The organism is Gluconacetobacter tumulisoli (genome assembly GCF_014174155.1).
Taxonomy (GTDB): domain Bacteria; phylum Pseudomonadota; class Alphaproteobacteria; order Acetobacterales; family Acetobacteraceae; genus Gluconacetobacter; species Gluconacetobacter tumulisoli.
Window position 1 is genome coordinate 1 of sequence record NZ_JABEQM010000008.1, and the last position, 23,579, is coordinate 23,579.

The following is a 23,579-nucleotide window of genomic DNA, read 5'->3' on the forward strand; positions in this document are numbered from 1 at the left end:
ATCGCCTTCGACAGGTCGCCCAGATAGGGCGACCCCGTGGAGAACGCCAGGCTGTAGCCCGCCACCATCCACACCACGGTGATGATGCAGCAGATGGCGAAGGACTGCATGGCCGTCGCCAGCACGTTCTTCTTGCGCACCATGCCGGCATAGAACAGCGCCAGGCCCGGGATGGTCATCATCAGCACCAGCGCCGTGCTGGTCAGCATCCAGGCCGTGTCACCGGTATCGATGGCGGGCGGCGCCGGGTCGGCCGCCAGTGCCGGAGTCGCGAAAGACAGGGCCGCGATCGCGAAAAGAAAGGGAGACGCCTTGACGATACCGGAAACCTTGGAATCCCGAACCATGGGAGGGGAAATGCTCATAGTACGCCTTCCCCTGTTTCTCCTGTGCGAATGCGCATTGCTTGCTCCAGATCAAGAACGAAGATTTTTCCATCGCCAATCTTGCCGGTATTGGCGGCCTGCCGGATGGCTTCCACCGCGCGATCGGCGAGAGCACTGGGAACCGCGACTTCCAGTTTCGATTTCGCGATGAAATTCGTCTGGTATTCCGCGCCACGATAGATCTCGGTCTGGCCTTTTTGCCGGCCGAATCCCTTCACGTCCGTCACGGTCAGGCCAAGAACGCCGATGGCGTTCAGGGCTTCGCGAACGTCGTCGAGCTTGAAGGGCTTTATGATTGCGACGATCAGTTTCATGACCTGTTCCCATCCAGGTTGCGACAAACTATTTCATTGTCGTTTGTTGAGCGCAATGGATTTTTACTGAAAAACGCCGGACGTTGGAAAAGTACCACATCGGTCCGTCCCGACGCGCCGAGTCGGGAATGCCATTCATCTATTAGAAAAATATAAGATATTACTACTTTCTTTGCATACGCTTTGCCCATGGCGCCGCTGCCCGCACCCAACGGATCAGGCGAAGCGAACGCGACGCGCCGGGCCCGGATCGGCGGCCGGACGGAGCAATGTTTTTATTTTCAGGAAAATATTTTTACTTACTTATATTTTGAGATTACCTCTTTTGCGCTTCGAGACATTTTTTTCATGTAATCATTTTTTCATTAGACCGAACAATATCCCCGGCTACCGGCCTGCGAACACAATAATGTCATAAGTCCGGAAACGATCCTGCCCGGCGTACCCGTCCGGATGGTGCGCAGGACGCAACGCGCGCGTCCGCGACGCGGTTCCCGGCGTCCGCACGAGTTCAGGGCAATTTTGTGGCAGCGGCATCAGGCATGGCGCACGCGCCGGCCGGCCAGCGGGCGACGCCGCCCGCCCCGAACGCGGACACGTGGGCGGGCGGGCGGCCGGGCGGGATGCCATGTCCCATCCAGCATCGCCCACGCGCCACGGGCCCGCATGCGCGCGCAGGCGGGCCCGTGGCGAACAGGACGTGCGGTTCCGCCCGGCCTGGCCGACCGGGCGTCCTTCAGCCGGGCGCGTGCGTGGCGATCGCGGCCCGGATTCCTTTTTCCACGACCGGCAGGGGGCAATCCTGCCCCTGCGGGCAGGCGGCGATCCGCAGGGCCATCGCCCGGTCCGTATTTTCCAGCGGCAGGGCATGGCGCAGTTCCGCCAGACCCTGGTGAAAGATGACCGCCCTGACGATCGGCGCCCCGTCCGGCCGGCGCCACAGTTCCAGCCCCAGCGTGGTGTCGGGCGCGGTCCGGTCGGGCTGGTCCGCGAACTGCCAGTCGAGGCCGAAGATCGTCGCCAGCATGTCCAGCGTCGTGTCATGCCCGGCGAACATCACCAGCCGCGCATCGCCGCCGATGACCGTTCCATCCGGCAGGGTCACCGGCTTGCCGTCGAGAAGATCGAGGATGGCGGACGCCAGCACCCGGCCACGCGGATAGGCGATTGCCGGCAGCCGGCGCAGCAGGCCGCTGGCATAGGCATGCGCCGGCATGATGTCGTCCAGCAGCGCCGGGACGTCGCGCCGGCCCCAGGCGATCGCGTCCTCCGGCATGTCCTGGAGATATTCCAGCAGCAGGTTTTCCGCCGACGTGGCAGCCAGTGCCGGGCCGGCGGACAGATGCGGGCCGCCATGCCCCCAGTCGACGGCGAATGCCGTGGCCAGGCAGGGACCGGCCGCCGATCCGCATCCGCCCGGCGCGATCACGTCCTGCATCGTCGACAGCGCCCGCCGCACGGCCGCGGGGCCGCGGGGATCGCGCCGCAGCACGGCGGACAGCGCGCGCATGGTTTCGGCCCGATTCAGGATGGCGGCCCCGCCGGCCAGCGCGTTGAACATCGGGTCGTGCCGGCCCGCCGGCAGGGACCCGGAGGTCACCGGGCAGCCGCCCGCCACCGTCCGGGCCATGATCTCGCCGCTCTGGCGTGTCCGGTCGTCCGCGGCATCCGCCCAGATGACGACATCCGCCTGCCGCGGGCATCCCGCCGCCGGCAGCAGGCCCGCCGCCCGGTAATGGCGGCCGAGAAAGTCGCCCATCAGCGCAAGATCCATCCGGCCGTGATCCGTCAGCTGCCCCGGCGGCACCGGCCACGCCGGCCAGTCCCGGCCCGTCGCCTCCTTCAGCCGTTCGACCGGCTGCGTGGGGCTGCGCACGCCGTGCCGGGAGACCAGCACGATTTTCTCCAGAACGGGCTGCGAACGCACGGCCTGGCCCCGGGCCGACGGCAGGCCGCCCGACGCCGTGGTCCCGACGAGAAGCGCCAGGCACAGGAAGGAGGGAACGCGCATCAGGGCACCGTCATCGTCAGGTTGAAGAAGACGCTGCGCCCCGCCAGGCGCCAGTACAGGGGTGCCCCGTCGGGATATCCCGCGCTGGCGGCGGACTGGTTCCCCGCGAAATCGCTGATCGCATGGCTGTCGAACAGGTTGGCGATCTTCAGGCTGGGCGTCAGGTCGCGCAAGACCCCGCCGACATTGCGCAGATGCCAGCCCAGGGCCAGGTCGGCCGTCACGATGCTGTGGATCCGGTACTGGTTGGCGAAGACGGCATTGCCGGCGGCGTCCGTCGTGCTGTCCAGGCCCCAGTGGTTTCCGACATATTTCCCGATGATCGAGAAATACGGCCCTTTCGGATTTTCATAGAGCAGGCCGAAGGAGGCGAGCGCATTCGGCGTCTCGGCGACGCGGGTGTGCGTGCCCTTGTACTCCGCGTCGTTCACGCTGTAATTGCCATAGAGCGACAGGCCGTGGCCGAGGGCATATTGCCCTTCGATCTCCAGCCCCTTGTAGATGGCGCCGCCGCTGTTGACGTAGGTGGATTCCGTGCCGATACCCGGCACGTTGATCTGCGCCGAGGCGATGTAGTTGGAAAAATCGATGTAGTAGGCGTCGGCCGACAGCGTCCATTTCTTCTTCTGGACGACCGTCCCGACCTGGTAGTTCCAGGTCGTCTCGGGCTTGACCGAACCGACGCTCTGCACCTGGAAGACGCTCAGCGGCGGCGCCAGGAAGCCCCGCGCGACCTGGGCATAGGCGCTCCAGCCCGGCAGGATGATCTGGTTGAGCGCGATGGACGGCTGCCAGGACGTGAAGGATTGCCGGTCGTTCAGCGCGGTCTTCGTGCCCTTGTTGATCGGCGCGTCGTAGTCGCGATGGAAATAGGAATATTTCAGGCCCGGCTTGACCGTCATTCCCCGCAGCGGGTGCCAGTCGAATTCCAGATAGGGCTGCAGCGTCGTGTTGAGATCGTGAATATCGTAGCTGTAGGCCGATCCGTTCTTGCCGGGCACCGCGACGGCCCCCCGCGAGAGATCGACCGCGTAGGTATAGCGCCGGTCGTCCTGTACGTCCGCCCAGATCCCGGTCAGCACGTCGCCGACCGGCGTCCGGGCCTTGAAGGTCATGGTGTCGCCATAGGAGCGGAAGGCGGCGTCCGCATATTTTCCGGGAATGTCGGTCTTGTAGGTTCCCACCTTCCTGCCGGCGGCGTCATAGAAGGTGACGCCGTTGGCGGCTGGGTCGTCCTGGCTGGCATCCGTCGATTCGGTATAGGAATGTTCGAACCCGTTCATGTACAGGCGATTTTCGAAATCCAGCCACGACGTCAGCTTCGTCCGGAGATTGACGTAGCTGAAATCCGAGCGGTAGGTGCTGGGATTGTAGCCGTAGAAGCATTGCAGGGCGGGATTGTCGCACAGGCCGTAACTGTTGCCGTATCGCGCGTATTCGGCCAGGGTCGCGCCCTGCGTCGTGGATTGCCATTCCTTGTTGTAGGTCGTGGCGATCGTCAGGGTCGTGTCGTCGCCGAGATGGACGACGTCCTTGAACAGGATATTGCTGCGCCGTTCGGCGGAACGGGTGAGGTAGCCGTCGGTTTCCTCGTGCTGCAGGTCAAGCACCATCGTGCCGAAGCCGGTCTTGCCGCTATCGACCTCGAGACCGCCGGCGCGGGTGTTGAAGCTGCCGTAGGTGCCGTAGGGCGTCACCCCGAAGCGGTCGGCCGGCGTCCGGGACGTGAAGCCGATCGTGCCGCCGAACGTCGCGTTGCCGATCGTGGATGCCGTACCGGGGCCACGGTCGATTTCGGCCTGCCCCAGGAAATGCGAGATGAACAGCGAGGATGTCGTGTGATGCAGGTCGCTGGCGTCGCCGAACGGGATGCCGTCGAACGTCATGTTGTACTGGCCGTCCTGGAAACCGCGCAGGCTCATGGTCTCGGCCTTGCCGATTCCGGGGCCGTTGGGATTCTGCGTCCAGACGCTGGGCTGGAACTTGATGATGTCGTCGACGCTGGCCAGCGGGATGATGTTGTTCGAGATGAACCGGCTCTGGATGATCGAGGTCGGCTGCGTGACATGCAGCGGTACGGTCGACGGCGCCAGGCGTTCCGCCCGGCCGATCACCGTGATCGCCTCGGCCTTGCCGCCCCGCCCGCCGGCGTCCCGCGCCCGGCGCGCCGCCGCCCCGTCCGCATGCGGCCTGGCAACCAGCACGCTGCCGTCCGCCTGCGTGACCGGCCGCAATCCCGTGCCGGCCAGCAGCCGGCCGATGGCGTCCTGCACGCTGATCCGGCCGTCGAGCGCCGGCGCGGTCCGGTTGCCGACGTCGCCGGGCGCGAACAGGATGTCATGGCCGCTGATGCGCGACAGGTCTTCAAGGGATTGCGAAAGCGGCTGGGCCTTCAGATGCACGGTGACGGCATCGGGCGCGGCGTGCGCCGTGGACGCGGCCACCCCTCCCAGGCTCAGGGTCAGCAGGACGATCGAGGGCCGCAGGCCCGGCAGGCGGGACATCGAGAAATTCCCATCAGTGGTGCCGATCTCTCGGCTTGCCCACAGGACGAACGAGACCGAATGTCCCTCAGTAAAAATCCTGTCCTTTCATAAAAGCTTCATGATCCGGATGGTCCGACCCGGACTGACCCGCACGGGCAGCAGCGCCTGGAGGGCGTGGATGAAGCCGGTCGTGTTGCCCGCATGGTAGAAGCCGCTGATGCGCAGCATCGCCACGCCGTCGGGCGCCAGTTCCATCTTGGTGACGCTGTAGCGGTTCATTTCCCGCACGGCGTCGCCGAGGGGGGTGTCGCGAAAGGCCACGCGTCCGCTCTGCCATGCCATCAGATCCTCGATCGGCGGGCGGTCGAGGCGGGGCGGCAGGTCCGGATCGACGCGCAGGCGTTGCCCGGCCAGCAGCCGGACCGGTTGTCCCGCCGCGCGCGCGCGGGGCAGGACCGCGAGGCTGCCCGCCAGGACCGTCGCCGTCAGCTGGCGGTCGACCAGGCGCACGTCGAACTGCCCACTATCGGACAGCAGCGCATGGGTATCGGTTTCGACGCGATAGGGATGGTTGCGGGACGCGAGGGTGATCGCCGCCTGCCCGCCCCGCAGGATCATGCGGCGATGCCCTTCGCGCGGCGGCACCAGGATCGTCGTGTCGGTGTCCAGCAGGACATCGATCTTCGGGCTGAAGCGCAGGCGACGCTGCTGGCCGGTCGCCGTCATGTAGATCTCGGCCTCGGCCGGGCGCGGCGCGTCGACCAGCAGGCCCGCGCCCAGCAGCATCCCGCCGGCCAGCACGGCGCGGCGCGTGGGCATCGCCTGCCCCGCCCGGGGTGCGGCGCGCCCGGGACCGGCGGCCGGGGGCGCATGGGACGGCGCAAGGCCGCCGGCGGCGTCCCAGACGTCCGACGCCCGTTCGAAGATCAGGCGGTGGCGGGCGTCTTCCGCCAGCCATGCGTGGAACGCCTGCCGGTCGGCGTCCGAACAATCCTGGGCATGGAGCCGCGCCATCCAGCGCGCGGCCGTGCATGTGATCGACGACGTCATGGCCGGTCAGTCCATGACCCATTCGGTGAGGAAGCAGATCGCCTTGCTGACATGCTTCTCGACCGCGCTGACGCTGATATCCAGCCGCTGGGCGATATCGCGGTACGACAGGCCTTCCAGCCGGTGCAGCAGGAAGATGTCGCGGGTCCGGGCGTCCAGCTGCGCGCAGCCCGCGCGCAGTTTCTGCAGGCGCTGCCGCGCCAGGAGCACCTCGTCGGGCTGCGGGCGCGGACAGTGAACGGATTCGACATCGGCGCCGTCGGAAGGGGCGACCGCGCCGTGGCGTTCGCGCCGCGCCTGGTCCACGGCCAGGTTGCGGGCCGACCGGACGAGGTACGCGTCCGGATTCCGCACCCCGGACCTGTCCCGTTCGAGAAAGCGCTGGAACGCGGCCTGCAGCAGGTCCTCGGCGTCGTGGCGCCCGGTGATCCGCCGGATGCGGGCATGCAGCGACAGCCAGCGCGGCTGGGGAATGGCCCAGTCAGCCACGGGTCGAACGACCGCCGGCCGAACCGGCGATCCGGCCAGGGGCCGTGCCACGCCATCGCATCTGCATCATTGCCGATCCTGCCGTTCCGACGTCCGGGGGCCATCGCCACCCCGCGACGGGGGGCGCCCGTCGAAGCCGCCAGCGACGTTTCGGCGTGGTAAGGGCGGTTCCGCGTCCTGTCACCAGGCCGGAACCGGTTTTCACAAAACCTTAACCGAGCCCGTGACACCGCCGTCGAAGGCCGGTCATGCCCATCGGCAGCCGGAACGCCCCGGTCAGGGCGCCGGGGCGCAGGGGATCGCGCCGTCGGCAATCGCGGCGGTGAAGGCGCGCCAGTCGGCCCGCGTCTGCGCGGCATACAGGACCGAGAAGCCGCCGATGGCGTCGGCGAAGGCGCGGCCGCCGCCCAGATAGGCCGATACCGTCACCACGTCGCCGCCGCGCGCGTGGGCGCGCGCCAGGGTCCGGCCGCAGAGCAGGGCGTAATCGGGCAGGCCCTCCTGCGCGACCTCGGCGCCGATGGCGGCCAGGCGGGTGTCCTTCACCCGGCGGACATAGAATTGCCGGCCGGCGCCCGACGGAACATGGCTGGTGTCCTCGGCCTCGTCCAAGCCGGCGCTGTGCGTCCAGCCGAGGAACGCGTCCGACGCCGCCTGCATGATCCGCTGGCCCGTCACCACGCGCTGCCCCTGGTTGCGGAACGCCGACGTCCCGGCATAGGGCGCGAGGACGGAGTCCTGCGCCTCCTTGATCTGCAGCAGCAGCGTGTCGCCGTCCGCCGTGGCGAACAGGCCGATGGCGCAGAAGGTGCCGACGCTGCCGACGCCGACCACCTTGAAGATCACGTCGCGCAGGCGATAGCGCGCCAGCAGGACGGCGCGTTCGGGCGGCTGGGTGGCGATATAGCGCGCGAAGGCGTCGCGCACCGCGTCGTCGCGGTCGGGCAGGCGCATGACCAGCGGCGGCCTGTCGCGCAGCGTCGGCACGCCGCGATCCTCGGCCACCAGGCCGAAATGCCGCCGGGCGCTGTCCAGCCGTGCCGCCAGCAGGGCGCGGACGCGGCGGCGCGCGCGGCGGCTGCCGAAATCGTCGATCGCGGCCGGCAGGTCGATCCGGTCGGTCCAGATTTCCAGCGGGGTCAGCGGGGCAAGGCGCGCCAGTTCGCGCGCGTAGGACCGTGCCATGTCGACCGCCAGGCGGCGCGACGCCGCGTCGGACAGCCCGTCCTGCTGCCCCGCCAGCACCAGCGAGGCGCCCAGGCGCTTGACGTCCCATTCGAACGGCGCCGGCAGGGTTTCGTCGAAATCGTTGATGTCGAAGACCGCCGCGCCTTCCGGCGAGGCATAGCTGCCGAAATTGGCCAGATGGCAGTCGCCGCAGCTTTGCACCCGCGGGCCGGCGGCCGGCATGCGGGCCAGGTCGGCCGCCATGACCGCCGCCGCCCCGCGCAGGAAGGCGAACGGCGACGCCGCCATGCGTGCATGGCGGATGGGCAGCAGGGACGCGATGCGGCGCGTGCCCTGCGCGGCCAGGATGGAAAGGGGATCCGCCCGCCCGGGCGGCGGCGACCAGTCCGCCTGGGCGCCGCGCGGATGCGTCCGGCGCAGGGCCACGCCGGCGACATGGCGTTCCGCCCGGGTCAGGAGGGTGCCGTCCGGTCCGGCGTCCGGCCCGGCAGGCGGCATGTCCGCGGGCGTGGGGATCATGGCCCCTGCCCCGGCACGCCACGAAAGAGGCGGGCGGGGAAAAGGCAGGGGGCCACGGTCCCTGTCCCCACCTTACCGCGCCGCGGCGCGCAGATGCGGTCGGCGGCGGTCCCACAGGCGCATGCCGCGCAGGGCGAGGTCCGCCATGGCGGGCAGCAGGCGGGGCTGCATCAGGTCGGGGTCGAATTCCTTCATCCGCCGCGCGTTCTCGCGATAGCAATCCTCGACGAACTGCCCGAACGAGAAATGATCGAGGAACACGTTGGCCTGCGTCACCGCGAAATCGCGCCCGTCATTGGGCTGCTGCCCGCGCCGCACCATCGCCAGCAGCCGGCCCAGTGCCCGGCCGTAGAAGCGCGTCGATTTCAGCGCGCGCCGCACCGGCCCCAGCCCGCGCCGCCGTTCGCGCCAGGCCATGTAGTTGATGAAGAAGACGATATGCCGCGTTTCCTCGAACATCAGCACGTCGAAGATCTCGAACAGACCTTCGGGCAGGAAATGCGACTGGCGGGCGTTCTTGAACGCGCCGAAGCCGAGGAAGGCGTCGAGGCATTCGCCGAAGCCGAAATCGATGAAGGCGGTTTCCAGGTCCTCGGGGAAGGCTTCGATCGGCTGTTCGGTGGCGTCGATGCCGTAGCGGTCGATCATCACGCGGATCAGCTTCGCGTGGCGTGATTCCTCCAGTCCCTGCAGGGCCACGGCCTCGCGCACCACGGGGTCGTCGACATGCGGGGTGAAGGCATCGACGATCGCGCCGGCCCGGCGTTCGGTGTGATAGACCTCCTGCCAGAAGGGGATGGTCCGCAGGCGGGCCAGTTCCTCGTCCGTCAGTTCGGGCCAGGGCAGCGTTTCGGGGTCGAAAACCTGGTGGGTGGCCACGAACTGACGGCAGAACAGGTCCTTGTGGGCTTCGGAGCCGGCTTCGATACGGGTCAAGCCGCGTGCTCCACCCGCGGCGCGGCCGAGGGTTTCTTCAGGAACCGGCGGACGAAGCGGGCCAGGTTCGGCGCCAGCTTCGGCCGCAGCAGGCGCGGGTCGTAGCCCGCGAAGCGGCGGTCGTTTTCCGCGAGGCACAGGTCGATCATGTCGCGCAGGCTGATATCCATGTCCGCGACATCCCTGGCGCCGCTGACGGTGAAATTATTGTCCTGTTCGTGGACATTGCCGTCGGCGTCCATGGTGCGGGCCAGCCCCACCCGTTCGTAGGCCAGGAACACCCATACCGCCAGGACCCGGACCTCGAACCACGGGCGCTTCCAGGCCGGCATCGTGGCGCGGTGCCAGGCCAGCCAGTTGGCGAACAGCAGGATGTGACGGCATTCCTCCTGCATCACCGGTTCGAACGTCTCGATCAGTTCGGGGGGGAAGAAGCCGGACCGCTGGGCCAGCGCGAACAGGCCGAAGGCGAAGAAGCTGTCGACGCATTCCGAGAAGCCGGTGACCAGGTACGCCCATTCGACGTCGCGCGGCTCGATGTACGGGGGTTCGGGGGCCATCTTGATGTCGTAGGCCTCGACCAGGCGGGACAGGACCTCCTTGTGGCGGTTTTCCTCCCACGCGTTGCGCGACAGGGCGTTCTTCATGTCGGGGTCGTCGATCAGCCGCGCATAGGCCGCCATGCGCAGGCGGGCCTTGCCTTCGGTCTGCACCGCGATGTCCCAGATCGGCAGCGAGGTCACGCGCTTCAGCGTCGCCGGGTCCAGCTTGGGCCATTCGATGACCGAGGGCTTGTACGGGTTGAACGTGTCGCGGAACATCGCGGCGACCGCGCGCTTGTGTTCCGTGCTGCCGGGCTTCAGGGGGCCGGGGACCGGGCTGGACCAGTGGCGGGCGTTGAAATCGGCCTCGGCCACCGTGCGGGCGTCGGCGCCCGTGGGATCGAGGGCCTCGGGCAGCGAGGAATAGATGTCGGAGAGGGAGTTCATAATCGTGCGGGCTCGCGAATCAGAACGGGCCGCGCGGCCGGTACGGCCGGCGCGGCGCCACCTGGCGAGAGCGCCCCGCCCGGCCGCGCGGGGGGCGGGCGGGGCGTTCCCGTCGGCTAGTGGATATCGCCCAGGGCGGTGATGACCCGGGTGACGAGGCCGTAGGCGATCGCCTCGTCGGCCGACATCCAGTAATTGCGGTCGGTATCCTTGCAGATCTTTTCGTAGGGCTGCCCGGTTTCGCGCGCGAACAGGCGGTTCAGCCGCTCGCGCATCTTCACGATCTCCCGCGCCTCGATATCGATATCGGTCGCGGGGCCGCGCACGCCGCCCATCGGCTGATGCAGCAGGAAGCGCGTGTTCGGCAGGCAGAAGCGGCGCTGCGGGTTGCCCGCGGCGAAGATCAGCGCGCCGGCCGACGCCACCCAGCCGGTGCCGATCACGTTCACCGGCGCGACCGAATCGACGAAGCGGATCATGTCGTGGATCGTGTCGCCGCTTTCGACATGGCCGCCGGGCGAGTTGACATACACGTCGATCGGGCGGTCCGACGCGCCGGCCAGCGCCAGCAGGCGACCGGTGACGTCACGGGCCAGCTTGTCGTTGATCGCCCCGAAGACCAGCACCTTGCGCTGGTCGAACAGGCGGCTTTCCAGCTCGCTGATGGGGGAGGAGAGGGTCTTGTTGTCGCCCGGCTCCTTGGGTTCGGGGCCCTGGGGTTCGGGGATGTCCGGACCGTCCGGATCCTCGTCATCCATCCGGATGCGGTTTTTCGGCTGCATGCCGGTCATTATCGTCTCCCTGTATCCAGGACTGCACTGGTCATGAGGTCTATCCTGCGCCGCCTTGGCCCCGGTGCCAAGACCCGACCTGCCGCGCGCGGGGCGCGCGGGGCCGGGCCGGGCGGTTTCGCACGTTCTCTCGCTAATGGCGGGAGGGCGGGCTAGAAGGGCGGATTGCCCCTGTTCGTCGCGATCAGGATTCGTCATGGAGAGAAGATGGGTATGACGGCGCCGCTGCCAAGAGAGCGTTTTGCACGCGCGTCCGCGCGCCGGGCCGTCCGGGCCGGACGCGCGGCGCCGGCGCTGGCGGGCCTGCTGATGCTGGCGGGGTGCGGGCATCGCGACGCGTTCGACGCGACGCTGGACTGGTGGCACCAGTACGAAGGCGGGGTGATCGCCCAGCAGCGGCCGCCGCCGCCGGGCGTCCACGACCCCTATCCGGCGGTGGGGCTGACGCCCACCACGCCGCCCGCCGTTCCCTCCGCCGCCCTGCGCCAGAGCATCACCGAAAACCTGGTCGAGCAGCGGAACCTGGCCCATCGCGAGGCGGTCGAGATCGGCCCGCTGACCGTCACGGCGCCCGGAACGGCCGCCGGCACGGCGAAAGCCGGCGGCGCCCCCGGCCCCGCGAAATCGGCCCCGCCCGCCGGGGCCGAGCAGCCCTCCGCCACGCTGGAGGCCGCCGACAGCACGCCGCAGGCCGCGCGTCCCGTCCCGCCCGCCGCGCCGTCCCCCGGCCCGGCGAAATCGGCCCCGCCCGCCCCCGCCGGCCAGGCCCCCGCGAACCAGGCCGGCGAAACCCCGGCGGCCATGCCGGAGGTCGCGATGCCGGAGGTCGGGGCCGATGTCGGCGGCGTGGGCGGCCATGCGGTGCAGGCCGCCGCGCCGCCGGACGTCGCGGCCCAGCCGCCCGCGCCGCCCCGGTTCCCCGGCTTCGCCGTCCCCGCCGACGGTGCGCTGGAGACGCCGGCCCGCCCGGCCTACGACCTGGCGGACCCCGAGGGCACGCGCATCCGCTTCCTCGTCGCGTCGGACCAGCTGGTGCGCGGGCAGGACGGCACGCTCGCCAGCCTGGCCGGACGGCGGGGCGGCGGGGCGGTCTTCGTCCATGGCTATGGCGAGGCCGCGTCCACCGACCCGGCCGAGCAGGCGCGGGCGATGACGCTGGCCCTGCTGCGCGCGCGGGCGGTGGCCGACCTGCTGATCGCGCGCGGCGTGCCGGCGGACATGGTCCATCTGCGCGCCCATCCGTTCGGCGACGGCGTGCGGGTCAGCCTGAACCAGTAGGCATGGATGGCACGCGCGCCCCTTCGGCGCGGTTGCCTGCCGGGCCGCGGCGTCGCTATATCTAGGAGGACCGGACCCGTTCCCGCCTTTTTCCGACAGGCCGCCGACAAGAAGCGGCCCGGAACGGCATCCCCGGCCACCGTCCTGAACCAGCGTGCCCACGAGCGACCCCAAGAGCGAACAATGACCGAAGAATTCCACCGCATACGCCGCCTGCCGCCCTACGTGTTCGCCGAGGTCAACAAGGCCAAGGCCGCGGCGCGCGTGCGGGGCGAGGACATCATCGACCTGGGCATGGGCAATCCGGACACCCCCACCCCGCCGCATATCGTGCAGAAGCTGGTGGAGACCGTGGCCGACCCGCGGTCGCACCGCTATTCCGTCAGCCGGGGCATTCCGGGCCTGCGGCGGGCGCTGGCGGGCTATTACGCGCGCCGCTTCGACGTGAAGCTGGACCCGGAGACCGAGGTGATCGCCACCCTGGGCTCGAAGGAAGGGCTGGCCAACCTGTCGGCGGCCATCACCAGCCCGGGCGACACCATCCTGGTGCCCAACCCGTCCTATCCGATCCATCAGTTCGGCTTCATCATCGCCGGCGCCTCGGTCCGCTCGATCCCCGCCACGCCGGACGAGGAGATGCTGCGCGCGCTGGACCGCGCGGTGCGCCATTCGGTGCCCAAGCCGACGGCGCTGATCGTCAATTTCCCGTCGAACCCCACGGCCTATGTCGCGGACCTCGATTTCTATCGCGAACTGGTGGCTCTGGCCCGCCGGCACGACATCTGGATCATGTCCGACCTGGCCTATGCCGAGATCTATTTCGGCGACCGGGTGCCGCCGTCGATCCTGCAGGTGCCCGGGGCGCGGGACATCGCGGTGGAATTCACGTCGCTGTCCAAGACCTATTCCATGGCGGGATGGCGCATGGGCTTCGCGGCGGGCAATCCGCGCCTGATCACCGCGCTGACGCGGATCAAGTCCTACCTGGATTACGGCGCGTTCACGCCGATCCAGGTCGCGGCGGTCGCGGCGCTGAGCGGCCCGCAGGATTGCGTGGCCGAGATCCGGACCATGTATCGCGACCGGCGCGACGTGCTGATCCGCGGGCTGCATGCGGCGGGATGGGACGTGCCGTCGCCGGAAGGGTCGATGTTCGCCTGGGCCCCCCTGCCCCCCGCGTTCCGCGAGATGGGCAGCGTCGATTTCTCCAAGCTGCTGCTGAAGGAAGCCGGCGTGGCCGTGGCGCCGGGCCTGGGCTTCGGCGAGTATGGCGAGGGATTCGTGCGGATCGGGCTGGTCGAGAACACCCAGCGCCTGCGCCAGGCGACGCGGGCGATCAAGCAGTTCATGATCCGTCACGGCGTGACGCCGCCCCCGGCGCGGCCCGAGGCCGGGCCGCGCGCCGAGACGGTGGCGACCGAGGCGGCGGCCGAGGCGGTAGCCGACGCCTGACATCCCGGCGGAAAACGCCCGGTGCGGGACACCCGCCGGGAGATGACGGACGATTTGTGACACGACGACGACAGGACATCAGGTGACCGGACAGAACAGGATTGCTGACAGCGCGGGCGGACAGGCACGGGGGGCGCAGGCGGCCCCGCTGCGGATCGGCATTGCCGGGCTGGGCACCGTCGGCGCGGGCCTGGTCAAGCTGCTGCGCGGGAACGAGACGATCGTGGCCGCGCGGGCCGGCCGGCCGATCGCGATCACGGCCGTGGCGGCGCGCGACCGCACGCGCGACCGGGGCGTCGACCTGTCGGGCGTGACCTGGCACGACGATGCCGTGGCGCTGGCGACCGACCCCGATGTCGACGTGGTGGTGGAACTGATCGGCGGGGCCGAGGGTGTGGCCCGCCGGCTGGTCACCACGGCGCTGGAGGCCGGACGGCCGGTCGTCACCGCCAACAAGGCGCTGATCGCGGTGCATGGCGCCGAACTGGCGGCGCTGGCCGAACGGACCGGCGTGCCGCTGATGTTCGAGGCCGCGGTGGCCGGCGGCATCCCCGCCATCAAGACGGTGCGCGAGGGGCTGGCGGCCGACCGGCTGACGCGGGTCGGCGGCATCCTGAACGGCACCTGCAACTATATCATGACCGCGATGCGCGAGAGCGGCCGCCCCTTCGCCGACGTGCTGGCCGAGGCCCAGGCCCTGGGCTATGCCGAGGCGGACCCGTCGACCGACGTGGACGGCATCGATGCGGCGCACAAGCTGGCGATCCTGGCCGGGCTGGCCTTCGGCCGGCCGGTCGCGTTCGCGTCGGTGCATGTCGAGGGCATCCGGGGCATCGATGCGCTGGACCTCGATTTCGCGCGGGCGCTGGGCTACCGGATCAAGCTGCTGGGCCTGGCGCGGCGGCGGGAGGACGGGGTCGAGGCCCGCGTCCATCCCTGCCTGGTACCGGAAAAATCCCCGATCGCGCAGGTCGACGGCGTGTTCAACGCCGTGGTGGTCGAAGGCGCGTTCGTCGGCCGCCTGATGCTGGAAGGCCGCGGCGCGGGCGAGGGCCCGACCGCTACCGCCGTCGCCGCCGACCTGATCGACATCGCGCGCGGCAGCGCGGTGCCGGTCTGGGGCCGCAGCGCCGACGGTCTGACGCAGATCGAGGCCCTGCCGCGCGCCGCGTTCCACGAGGAATATTACCTGCGCCTGAACGTCCATGACCGGCCCGGGGTGATCGCCGACGTCACCGCCGTGCTGCGCGACCATGGCGTGTCCCTGCGCAGCATGCTGCAGCACGGCCGGGCCGAGCCCGCGCCCGAGGACGGAACGGCCGGCGGCGACCCGTCGGTGCCCCTGGTCCTGGTCACCCACCGCACGCGGGAGTCCGCGATGCTGGAGGCGCTGGGGCGGATCGCGGCGCTGTCGGTCGTGATCGGCACGCCGGCGATGATCCGGATCGATCCCGGCTGACGCCCGACGCCCGCGCCGCGCATGCCCCGGCGGGGCGGGCGCGGCAGAACCCATACGGGGCGGCCCTTCGTCCCGGACATGCCGGCATCCAGAACCGGCAAGCAGAGAGGATCATCAGCGATGACGTCCACATCCAACCCCGGCTACAAGGTCACAGACCGCAACCTGGCCCTGGAACTGGTCCGCGTGACCGAGGCGGCGGCCATGTCGGCGTCGCAATGGACGGGCCGGGGCAAGAAGAACGAGGCCGACGGCGCCGCCGTCGAGGCCATGCGCCTGGCCTTCGACACGGTCGCGATCGACGGCACCGTGGTGATCGGCGAGGGCGAGATGGACGAGGCCCCGATGCTGTATATCGGCGAGAAGGTGGGCGCCGGCGGCCCGGCGATGGACATCGCCGTCGACCCGCTGGAAGGCACCAACCTGTGCGCCAAGAACATGCCCAACGCCCTGACGGTGCTGGCGCTGGCCGAGGCCGGGAACTTCCTGCACGCGCCCGACATCTACATGGAAAAGATCGTGGTCGGCCCCGACCTGCCGGAAGGCGTGGTGGACCTGGACGCGTCGATCAGCGCCAACCTGCGCGAACTGGCGCGGGCCAAGCGCAAGGATATCAGCGACCTGACCCTCTGCGCGCTGGAGCGCGAGCGGCATGAGGAACTGATCGCCAAGACGCGCGAGGCCGGGGCCCGCGTCATGCTGCTGAGCGACGGCGACGTCGCGGCCGCCATCGCCGCCTGCCTGCCCAACGGGCGCGTCGACATCTATGCCGGGTCGGGCGGCGCGCCGGAAGGCGTGCTGGCGGCGGCCGCCGTGCGCTGCGTCCATGGCCAGATGCAGGGCCGCCTGCTGTTCGAGGATGCCGAGCAGGTTCGCCGCGCGCAGGAGATGGACCCGGGCAAGGACCCGTCGCGCAAGCTGGGCCTGTACGACATGGCGCGGGGCGACGTGCTGTTCTCGGCCACCGGGGTGACCACCGGGCCGCTGCTGCGCGGCATCCGCCGCGACGGCAACCGGGCGATCACCCATTCGATCGTGATGCGCTCCAAGTCCGGGACCGTCCGGTTCGTGGAAGGGCATCATGATTTCTCGACCAAGACCTGGGGTGCGATCTGACGCGTCCCATGCCTGCCGCCGCCCTTCCCCGCCCTGATGCCGGCCGCGCCGGTGTCTGACAGCCTGGTCCCGCCTGCCGCGACGACGGCCGGCCGTCCGGTTCCGCCGGGCGGGCCGGATGACGCGCGCCTGCGCCCGCCCGGCCTCGGGGCGACCGGTCTGGGAACGACCGGCCTGGCAGCCGGTCCGGGGGCGGGTCCGGGCATGGAAGACGCCGGGAAGGAAAACGCGGAGAAGGATGGGGCGGAGCTGGTGCTGGGTGTGCGCGCCAGCCTGGGCGGCCGGCGCTGGCGGTGGCGCGACCGGCTGCTGGCCGACCCGGACGGCCGCGCCGGACTGATGATCGCACAGCAGGCCGGCGTGCCGGAAATCGTCGGCCGGATGCTGGCCGCGCGCGGCCTGGACGGGCGCACGGCGGCGCATTTCCTGGACCCCACCCTGCGGGCCCTGATGCCCGACCCATCCGCCCTGCGCGACATGGACGCCGCCGCCGCCCGGCTGGCCGATGCCGCGCGCCGGGGGGAAACGGTGGGGGTGTTCGGCGATTACGACGTCGACGGGGCCTGCGCGGCGGCGGTGATGACGCAGTTGCTGCGCGCGCTGGGCTGCCCGGTGACGACGCATGTGCCCGACCGGATGACCGAGGGCTACGGCCCCAACGTCCCGGCGCTGGACGGGCTGGTGGCGCGGGGGGCGACGCTGATCGTCTGCGTCGATTGCGGCACGGCGGCGGCCGACGTGCTGGCCACCCTGGCGGGTCGGGCCGACATCGTCGTGCTGGACCACCACAAGGCCGAAGGTCCGCCGCCACCGGTCCTGGCCACCGTCAACCCCAACCGGCTGGATTGCGATTCCGGCCAGCGGGGCCTGTGCGCGGCGGGTGTCGCGTTCCTGACGGCGGTGGCGACCGTGCGGGTGCTGCGCCGCGCGGGCTGGTTCGCCGGTCGTCCGGAACCCGACCTGATGGCGTTGCTGGACGTGGTGGCGCTGGCGACCGTGTGCGACGTGATGCCGCTGACCGGGCTGAACCGCGCACTGGTGACGCAGGGGCTGAAGATCATGGCGCGGCGGCGGCGCACCGGCCTGGACGCGTTGCTGGAGGTCGCGGGCGCGCGCGACCCGCTGTCGGCCTTTACCTGCGGGTTCGCGCTGGGGCCGCGCATCAATGCCGGCGGACGCATCGCCGAATCCGGCCTGGGGCTGGAACTGCTGCTGTGCGACGACGCGGTGGAGGCGCGGCGCCTGGCCGAGCGTCTGGACGCCGTCAACCGTCGCCGCCAGACGGTGGAAACCGGCATCCTGGACCGCGCGATGGAGGCCGCCGAGGCCCAGCGCGCGGCGGGGCATCCGGTCCTGGTGCTGTCGGGCCGGGACTGGCATGCCGGGGTGGTGGGCATCGTCGCCGGCCGGATCAAGGAACGGTTCAACCGCCCCGTGCTGGTGGGGGCGGAGCTGGAGGACGGCACCGTCAAGGGATCGGGGCGGTCGGTCGCGGATATCGACCTGGGCGCTGCCATCATCGCGGCGCGGCAGGCCGGGTTGCTGACCACGGGCGGCGGCCACGCGATGGCAGCCGGGTTCTCGCTGCCGCGCGACGGCGTCGCGGCGCTGCATGATTTCCTGAACGACCGGCTGGCGGCGGCGGCGGCGCTGCCCGACGCGGTGGACGTGCCGATCGAAGGCGTTATCCACGTCGCCGGCGCGACCACCGAGCTTGCGGCCGAAATCGGGCGCCTGGCCCCCTTCGGCGCGGGCAATGACGAGCCCCTGCTGGCCATCCCGCGCGTGCGGGTGGTGCGCGCCGACCGGATCGGGCGCGAGGGCAATACCCTGCGCGTGCTGCTCGAGGGCGAAGGCGGCGGCCCGCGCCTGAAGGCGCTGCTGTTCCGCGCCGACGACCACCCCGCCGCCGCGATCCTGGAGGACCGCAACGCCCCGCCCCTGCATCTGGCGGGCTGGCTGCGCGCGGAAAACTGGAACGGCCGCGTCAGCGCGGGCTTCTTCATCCGCGACGTGGCGATGGTCGCGCCCTCATCGCGGTGACCGCGACCAGAAAATCACGCCAACCCGATCTTGAGGCTTGACCGCCCGCCCCGACCGCGATACCAAGCCGCCCAAGCCTGCTGTCCCATTCGTCTAGAGGCCTAGGACGCCGCCCTCTCACGGCGGCAACAGGGGTTCGAATCCCCTATGGGACGCCATTTCAGAAAAATTGACAAATAAAATCAATCTATTAGATTGATCATGTCAATTTTGGCCTATGAAAAACCACGATAAAACTTGGTTAGACACGGACCGCCACGGACTTCTGCGGATAATCGTCAGGCCGCGATCTTCCCCAAGCATCGATAGACGGGCATCCGCCCGATCCCCCCAGCCGCTTGACGATTTCAGTGGGGTTGATCCTCTCAGCCGCCGGATTCTGGACCTTTTCGGCCTGCAACCGCGCGGTGGGATTCCGGCCCAGATATCGCCCCTCCGCCTTGGCCTTGGCGATCCCTTCACGCTGGCCGCTCCAGCATCAGGTCACGCTCGAACTCAGCGACCGCCGCGAGCATCGACAGCACCAGCTTGCTGGTCGGGCTTCCGATGTCCAGCTTCTGGCCACTCATCGAGAGGATGACCGGTTCGCAGCCCTTGGTCCTGATGCGCTCCACGAACGCCAGCAGGTCCGCCGCGTCGATCGCGCCAGGCTGTCCGGCTTGCATACCACCAGCGCGTCGCCCCGGCACAGACAGTCGATGGCCGCTTCCAGTTCAGGCTTGACGGTGCCCGACACCTGTTCCGAGAACACCCACTTGCAACCGAATGCCTCGAGGTCCCTCTGCCGGGCGACCGGCCCCGCCTCGGGAACCGCTTGGGATAACAAAGACATTGATCTAAAATTCGCTATCAGCGGTAATTCCCCATGGACCTAATTTACGAACCGGCCGCACTCCGCGACCTCAGGGGCCTGCCCCAGGTTGATGCCAGGAGGATCTTGGAGGCGCTTCGTCAGGTTGTTGATCGCCACCCGCAACGCCAGTCCTTCGTGACCGAGATGCAGGGCGCGCCAGGTCATTGGCGGTTACGAATAGGCGACTGGCGCGCCATCTGTCGCCAGACCGAGACAACCATTGAGGTCATCCGGATCGGTAAGAGAAGGAGATTTACGAATGAACCACATTGTACCCATCTTCGAAACTCCGGAGACCATCACCCTCAATCGGGCGGATTGGGAGGTCATCCTCGATCGCCTGGATGACAGGAACGACCTGGACGCCATTCGCCGCTCCGAACAAGCCAATGCCCGCACACACGCCTACACGGATGCCGAGACGCACCGCATGATGCTGGAGGACGTATCGGCCTTGACCATCTGGCGCGAACGCGCGGGCCTGACGCAAAAGGCCCTGGCTGATATGGCTGGGGTGTCCCAGAGTTACGTCAATGAAATCGAGGGCGGAAAAAAGCCTGGGAGCGCCGCGACGCTTGCCAAGCTGGCGGCCACGTTGGGCGCGAGCGTGGACCGGTTGCTGGACTGACTGAACAGCGTCATCGGATCGCCCCTCATGATGAACACGATGACCATCGGCGGCCAGAGGGTCGTGATCCGGTTCGATCCCGAGATCGGCATGTTCCGCGGGAAGTTCGTCGGCCTCAGCGGCGACGCGGACTTCTATGCCGATAGCGTAACGGGCCTGCAGCGCGAGGGAGAAACCTCGCTTCGGGTCTTCCTCGACATGTGCGCCGGAAGGGAATCGACCTGGTGCGGCGTTACTCGGGAAAGTTCCAAGTCCGGGTGAACGAGGAACTGCATGCATGCGCGGCAAAGCTGCTGCGGCCAAAGGCGTGAGTCTCAACCAGTTTGTGCAAGACGCGAGTGCCGAGGCTGTCCCTTAGATGTTTAGTTCCGGGGTTTGATATGGTGCAATCTTCTCGTGAGAGTGGGAGGGATGCCGATAGCGTCGAGGCAACCCACAACCACCTGCCACATGGTCCGGTTTCTCGAGGTCAGCCTCGACGCAGAATGCACATCAATGCCTCGATAAAAGGATCAAGGTGCGACAGCGATTCATAATCATTTTCTGACTGTAGGCCCAATTCCCTAGCAAATATGCGGCGAAAGGATATAGCAATACAAATTATTTGCATATTTATTGCGCTTTATATTGATATATGTTTTGTAAAATTAGTGCTGACGAGCTTTTAATAACGTGATTACGTGTTCATGTCCTCTGGCGGACAAATAAAGGAGAACGCGATGCCCCTCCTGTTTGGAAACGTATTTCCTGAAGGACACAAATACCGGGATATTCCCTGGGAATTAACGGACAACCCTGTGGTGATAGTCGAAACTGTAGAGAAAATACGCCATGTCCTGCCGGACGCGGTGGATGTCATCGCCGGATTAGTGGATCGGCTCGATAGCCGCGAAATCGCGATCCAGCACATCTGCCGAATGAGCACTCAGGACGCGTCCAGGATCTAAGGGCAAATTGCCGCCGCTGAATCCGGAATGAGCAAGGTGGCTAGTCAAGCTGCCTTGCTCACCGGCTCCACGATGAGCGCCTCGGCTGGGATAGGCCAAGTGGCGCAGATCGCGCGGATCATGGCCTACGGTCAACGATCGCCGACCAGACAGCACTTCCGATGCGCGGGAGCGCAATCCAGGAACCTGGGCAAAGTCGGCCTGCGCCATGCCGTCCATATAGAAGCGGATCACCTCGGCCGGCGCGGCGAGAGGGATTGGGTGTTCCCGGCGCTCATAGCGCCTCGACCAGCGTCGCCAGCATGTCAAAGCGATCGGCATCGGACGTTCCGCGCGCGGGCTGGTTTCAAAATACCGGGCGATTTCGGTAACGGTCCAGTTACAACCCGCGTCAGTGCGGATCGGCATTTCTTAATCGGGAAATGTCTCTACCTGACGCCTGTACATCTCAAAACCTGCTCGCATGTAGGTCGCCAGAGCATTGCGATGATCGTTTGTGTCTGTATGGAGCCAGATGCGGCGAGGCCCATATGACCAAACTGCGCGCAGCGCCCGGTCCAGGAGATATCGGCCAAGTCCGCGTCCCTGTATGGCTGGGACAACTCCAAAATGAACGAGCTCGATGTCGGGCCTGCCTACGCCTTCAAATTCGCACAGACCCACTGCCTCGTTATTCCGCCGGAGAACATAAACATGGGTGGAAGCGGCGTTGAGAAACTGAGTCAGCTCGTCACGAGACATGCGTAAGCGGTGATCCCATTTCACATGATCGCCGACCGCGCGATATAACGGAAGATAGGCTTCGGCGCATGGCATTTCTCTCGTAATGGATGTTCCGAGATCTGGCGTGAGAATGGGCGCACCTCGTGGCGGTTCGGTCATGTGAAGGTAAGTAACGAGCAGATCGACCATAAAACGTGCCTTGCATGCGGGCTTTTTCCGGCATTGCCCTTTGAAGTCATTCCCGTTCCGTCGAATTGATATCAGATGTTCTCCCTTTTGGGGCATGGCGTTTACCATTCGCATGTCGCAAACGGGCGCAACCAGGTTATCGCTTTGCGCCGCAGGTCCCAAGGTCATCAGTCGACTGAATTGAGGGCCGGCACGATGGCGCGTTCGTCCGCAGTCCGCTTATCACTTGCTGCATCGACAAGCGGGCATAATCACCGCCCGACAACCTGCTCGTCAACGATGCTCCTAGGCCCTTCGGGCAGCAGGATGTTCGTCGGGTTCGTAACGAGATGACGCGGTGCCCTGGGAAAAATGGCAGGGAATTCGTGAAACGCTTGCCCATGATGTCCGATTTCGATCCGGCGCGCTATCCCGGCAGCGACCAGAATCCGAGCTTGCGCTTGTGGGCCGTCTTCAGGTGGGTCATGAACGCCTCATGCGCTTCCAGTGCGTCTGCCTCGGTCAGCATGGCGGCGAGGATCTGGCAGGATCTGGGATCTTTCGCGGCATAGGGGTAATATCGCGAAAGCGCCTCGTCCAGCACCGCCTCGACCAAGAGACGCTAGAGCAGCCGAAACGGCCTGTGCGACGTCAGCCCCGACGACGTCATCGCGGATGGCGCCGCAGGCGCTTTTCGATCTCCTTGCCGAGCCTGTCCTTCGCATGGGCTGTCAACGCCGTGCGCAGTGTCTCCGGGTCAGCGCGGCATCGTGCTCGGCGAAATCCAGCAGAAGACGCGCGAGGGATTCCGCTCCGAGCGCCTGCAGGTTTTCCTGCGTCACCGCCGTGCCGGACCTGGCGGACGCCAGGGGTTTGCGGGAGGAGTGTTTCGGCCAAGAGGAGCGGACCATCGTGGTAGATTATGGCGCGGGGGCCGGATTACAAACCGCGTTCCCGTTTCCGCTCCTCCCATTCCTTGCGTTCAATTACCCGGCCCGATCTTTCAAACCAGGCCGGCCAGCGTCTGCGATGCCTGGCAGAGGTCGTGCATCAGCGCCGCGTAGCGGGGGGGCCGGTCGTCGATGTGCAGGGCCACGCCGAGGGCCAGCGGCGTGCCCGACGTGCGGCGTGGGATGCTGACCGCGATGCCGCCGATGCCGCGGATCAGCGCGCCTTCGTCACAGGCGTATCCGCGCTGGCGGGCGGTTTCGACGTCGCGGCGCAGGGCGTGTTCGCCCCCTGCCCCCGCCGAGCGTGCCGTGACCCGCGATATCGTTTCATTGTCACAGCATGACAGGATCATCGTGGCGCCGGGGCCGAAGCCCAGCGCCACGCGGCCGCCGACGCCGCCGGTCAGGGAGGGAATCACGCGCTCGCCGAAACAGGCATCGACGCAGATCACGTCGTCGCGGTCCCGCGCCAGAACGAAAATCGCGTCGTTGCGCCCCAGGGGAACGCGCTGGATGGCCTCGCGCCATTCCCGCTTGTGCAGGGGGATGTCGATATGCGCCTGCCTGGACCCGCCATGGAGGTCGGAGCGGGCATAGCGCCGGGTCCCCCTGACGCGTGCCACCAGGCCTTCGTCCACAAGCGACGCCAGCAGCCGATGCGTGGTCGACCTGGGAAGACGGCATAATTCCGCAAGCGTGCCGAGTTCGAAGCCCTCGGTTCCACCGACCGCAACCATTTTCAGAAGCCGCCCCGCCTTGCGTACGGCATCGACCGAATTGTCCCCTGTCATCGCACGTTCCAC

General features: G+C 68.0%; 19 protein-coding genes, 1 tRNA gene and 4 pseudogenes. 9 read left to right on the forward strand and 15 right to left on the reverse strand.

The genetic code is table 11. From position 1 onward, the window contains the following. From HLH28_RS10780 to HLH28_RS10825, 10 genes and pseudogenes are all read right to left on the reverse strand, one after another. Window positions 1-347: pseudogene (locus tag HLH28_RS10780) on the reverse strand (ammonium transporter); the annotation flags it as partial. 14 nt (window positions 348-361) lie between these two features. Beyond that, complete coding sequence (locus HLH28_RS10785; protein WP_182958842.1) at window positions 362-700, reverse strand: P-II family nitrogen regulator; 339 nt, start codon at window positions 698-700, stop codon at window positions 362-364. 736 nt (window positions 701-1,436) lie between these two features. Beyond that, window positions 1,437-2,711 (reverse strand): histidine-type phosphatase, encoded by a 1,275-nt coding sequence (locus tag HLH28_RS10790; protein ID WP_182958845.1) that lies wholly within the window; start codon window positions 2,709-2,711, stop codon window positions 1,437-1,439. Beyond that, a complete protein-coding gene (locus HLH28_RS10795) occupies window positions 2,711-5,215 on the reverse strand; it encodes a TonB-dependent receptor domain-containing protein (protein ID WP_182958848.1) in 2,505 nt (834 codons plus the stop codon). Before HLH28_RS10795 ends, HLH28_RS10790 begins: the two co-directional genes overlap by 1 nt. An 87-nt stretch (window positions 5,216-5,302) precedes the next feature. Further along, the gene (locus HLH28_RS10800; protein WP_182958851.1) at window positions 5,303-6,247 is read right to left on the reverse strand and encodes a FecR family protein; all 945 of its coding nucleotides are present in this window, start codon (window positions 6,245-6,247) and stop codon (window positions 5,303-5,305) included. A 6-nt stretch (window positions 6,248-6,253) separates the two neighbouring features. After that, the gene (locus HLH28_RS10805) at window positions 6,254-6,736 is read right to left on the reverse strand and encodes a sigma-70 family RNA polymerase sigma factor (RefSeq protein ID WP_182958854.1); all 483 of its coding nucleotides are present in this window, start codon (window positions 6,734-6,736) and stop codon (window positions 6,254-6,256) included. 276 nt (window positions 6,737-7,012) lie between these two features. Continuing rightward, window positions 7,013-8,443, reverse strand: coding sequence for a DUF2252 domain-containing protein (locus tag HLH28_RS10810; protein WP_408869841.1), 1,431 nt, complete (start codon window positions 8,441-8,443; stop codon window positions 7,013-7,015). A gap of 72 nt (window positions 8,444-8,515) precedes the next feature. Continuing rightward, window positions 8,516-9,379 (reverse strand): hypothetical protein, encoded by an 864-nt coding sequence (locus HLH28_RS10815; protein ID WP_182958857.1) that lies wholly within the window; start codon window positions 9,377-9,379, stop codon window positions 8,516-8,518. Beyond that, on the reverse strand, window positions 9,376-10,368 hold the full coding sequence (locus HLH28_RS10820; RefSeq protein WP_182958860.1) for a ferritin-like domain-containing protein: 993 nt from the start codon (window positions 10,366-10,368) through the stop codon (window positions 9,376-9,378). Before HLH28_RS10820 ends, HLH28_RS10815 begins: the two co-directional genes overlap by 4 nt. Window positions 10,369-10,484: 116 nt before the next feature. Then, complete coding sequence (locus HLH28_RS10825) at window positions 10,485-11,159, reverse strand: ATP-dependent Clp protease proteolytic subunit (RefSeq protein WP_182958864.1); 675 nt, start codon at window positions 11,157-11,159, stop codon at window positions 10,485-10,487. Window positions 11,160-11,366: 207 nt separating this feature from the next. Between HLH28_RS10825 and HLH28_RS10830 the strand changes: the two genes are divergently transcribed. The 6 genes from HLH28_RS10830 (at window position 11,367) to HLH28_RS10855 (ending at window position 18,665) form a co-directional block, all read left to right on the forward strand. Further along, the gene (locus HLH28_RS10830) at window positions 11,367-12,437 is read left to right on the forward strand and encodes an OmpA family protein (RefSeq protein ID WP_246396045.1); all 1,071 of its coding nucleotides are present in this window, start codon (window positions 11,367-11,369) and stop codon (window positions 12,435-12,437) included. Between the two features lie 183 nt (window positions 12,438-12,620). Next, entirely contained in the window at window positions 12,621-13,889 is a 1,269-nt protein-coding gene (locus HLH28_RS10835) for an LL-diaminopimelate aminotransferase (protein WP_246395995.1), read from the forward strand. 82 nt (window positions 13,890-13,971) lie between these two features. Further along, entirely contained in the window at window positions 13,972-15,348 is a 1,377-nt protein-coding gene (locus HLH28_RS10840; RefSeq protein ID WP_408869842.1) for a homoserine dehydrogenase, read from the forward strand. A 120-nt stretch (window positions 15,349-15,468) separates the two neighbouring features. Next, on the forward strand, window positions 15,469-16,464 hold the full coding sequence (glpX, locus tag HLH28_RS10845; protein WP_182958868.1) for a class II fructose-bisphosphatase: 996 nt from the start codon (window positions 15,469-15,471) through the stop codon (window positions 16,462-16,464). A 204-nt stretch (window positions 16,465-16,668) separates the two neighbouring features. Further along, entirely contained in the window at window positions 16,669-18,507 is a 1,839-nt protein-coding gene (recJ, locus tag HLH28_RS10850) for a single-stranded-DNA-specific exonuclease RecJ (RefSeq protein ID WP_182959241.1), read from the forward strand. An 82-nt stretch (window positions 18,508-18,589) separates the two neighbouring features. Next, window positions 18,590-18,665: transfer RNA gene (locus HLH28_RS10855), tRNA-Glu, on the forward strand. Between the two features lie 120 nt (window positions 18,666-18,785). Here HLH28_RS10855 and HLH28_RS10860 read toward each other — a convergent pair. Further along, window positions 18,786-19,339, reverse strand: a pseudogene (locus tag HLH28_RS10860) (recombinase family protein). Between the two features lie 33 nt (window positions 19,340-19,372). Here HLH28_RS10860 and HLH28_RS18475 point away from each other — a divergent pair. From HLH28_RS18475 to HLH28_RS10875, 3 genes and pseudogenes are all read left to right on the forward strand, one after another. Next, entirely contained in the window at window positions 19,373-19,708 is a 336-nt protein-coding gene (locus HLH28_RS18475) for a type II toxin-antitoxin system RelE family toxin (RefSeq protein ID WP_182958873.1), read from the forward strand. Further along, window positions 19,620-19,988: a helix-turn-helix transcriptional regulator gene (locus HLH28_RS10870; RefSeq protein WP_182958876.1), complete on the forward strand. Its 369-nt coding sequence runs from the start codon at window positions 19,620-19,622 to the stop codon at window positions 19,986-19,988. Before HLH28_RS18475 ends, HLH28_RS10870 begins: the two co-directional genes overlap by 89 nt. Window positions 19,989-20,015: 27 nt before the next feature. After that, window positions 20,016-20,346 (forward strand): annotated as a pseudogene (locus HLH28_RS10875) (type II toxin-antitoxin system HicB family antitoxin). 508 nt (window positions 20,347-20,854) lie between these two features. Here the strand turns inward: HLH28_RS10875 and HLH28_RS10885 are convergent. The 4 genes and pseudogenes from HLH28_RS10885 to HLH28_RS10900 form a co-directional block, all read right to left on the reverse strand. Beyond that, a complete protein-coding gene (locus HLH28_RS10885) occupies window positions 20,855-21,343 on the reverse strand; it encodes a hypothetical protein (RefSeq protein ID WP_220790048.1) in 489 nt (162 codons plus the stop codon). Window positions 21,344-21,346: 3 nt separating this feature from the next. Then, window positions 21,347-21,847: a GNAT family N-acetyltransferase gene (locus HLH28_RS10890; RefSeq protein ID WP_182958882.1), complete on the reverse strand. Its 501-nt coding sequence runs from the start codon at window positions 21,845-21,847 to the stop codon at window positions 21,347-21,349. A gap of 406 nt (window positions 21,848-22,253) precedes the next feature. Continuing rightward, a pseudogene (locus HLH28_RS10895) lies at window positions 22,254-22,448 on the reverse strand (DUF6880 family protein); the annotation flags it as partial. Between the two features lie 381 nt (window positions 22,449-22,829). Continuing rightward, window positions 22,830-23,567 carry a helix-turn-helix domain-containing protein gene (locus HLH28_RS10900; protein WP_182958886.1) on the reverse strand — a complete coding sequence of 246 codons (738 nt, stop codon included), beginning with the start codon at window positions 23,565-23,567 and terminating at the stop codon, window positions 22,830-22,832. Between the last annotated feature and the right edge of the window lie 12 nt (window positions 23,568-23,579).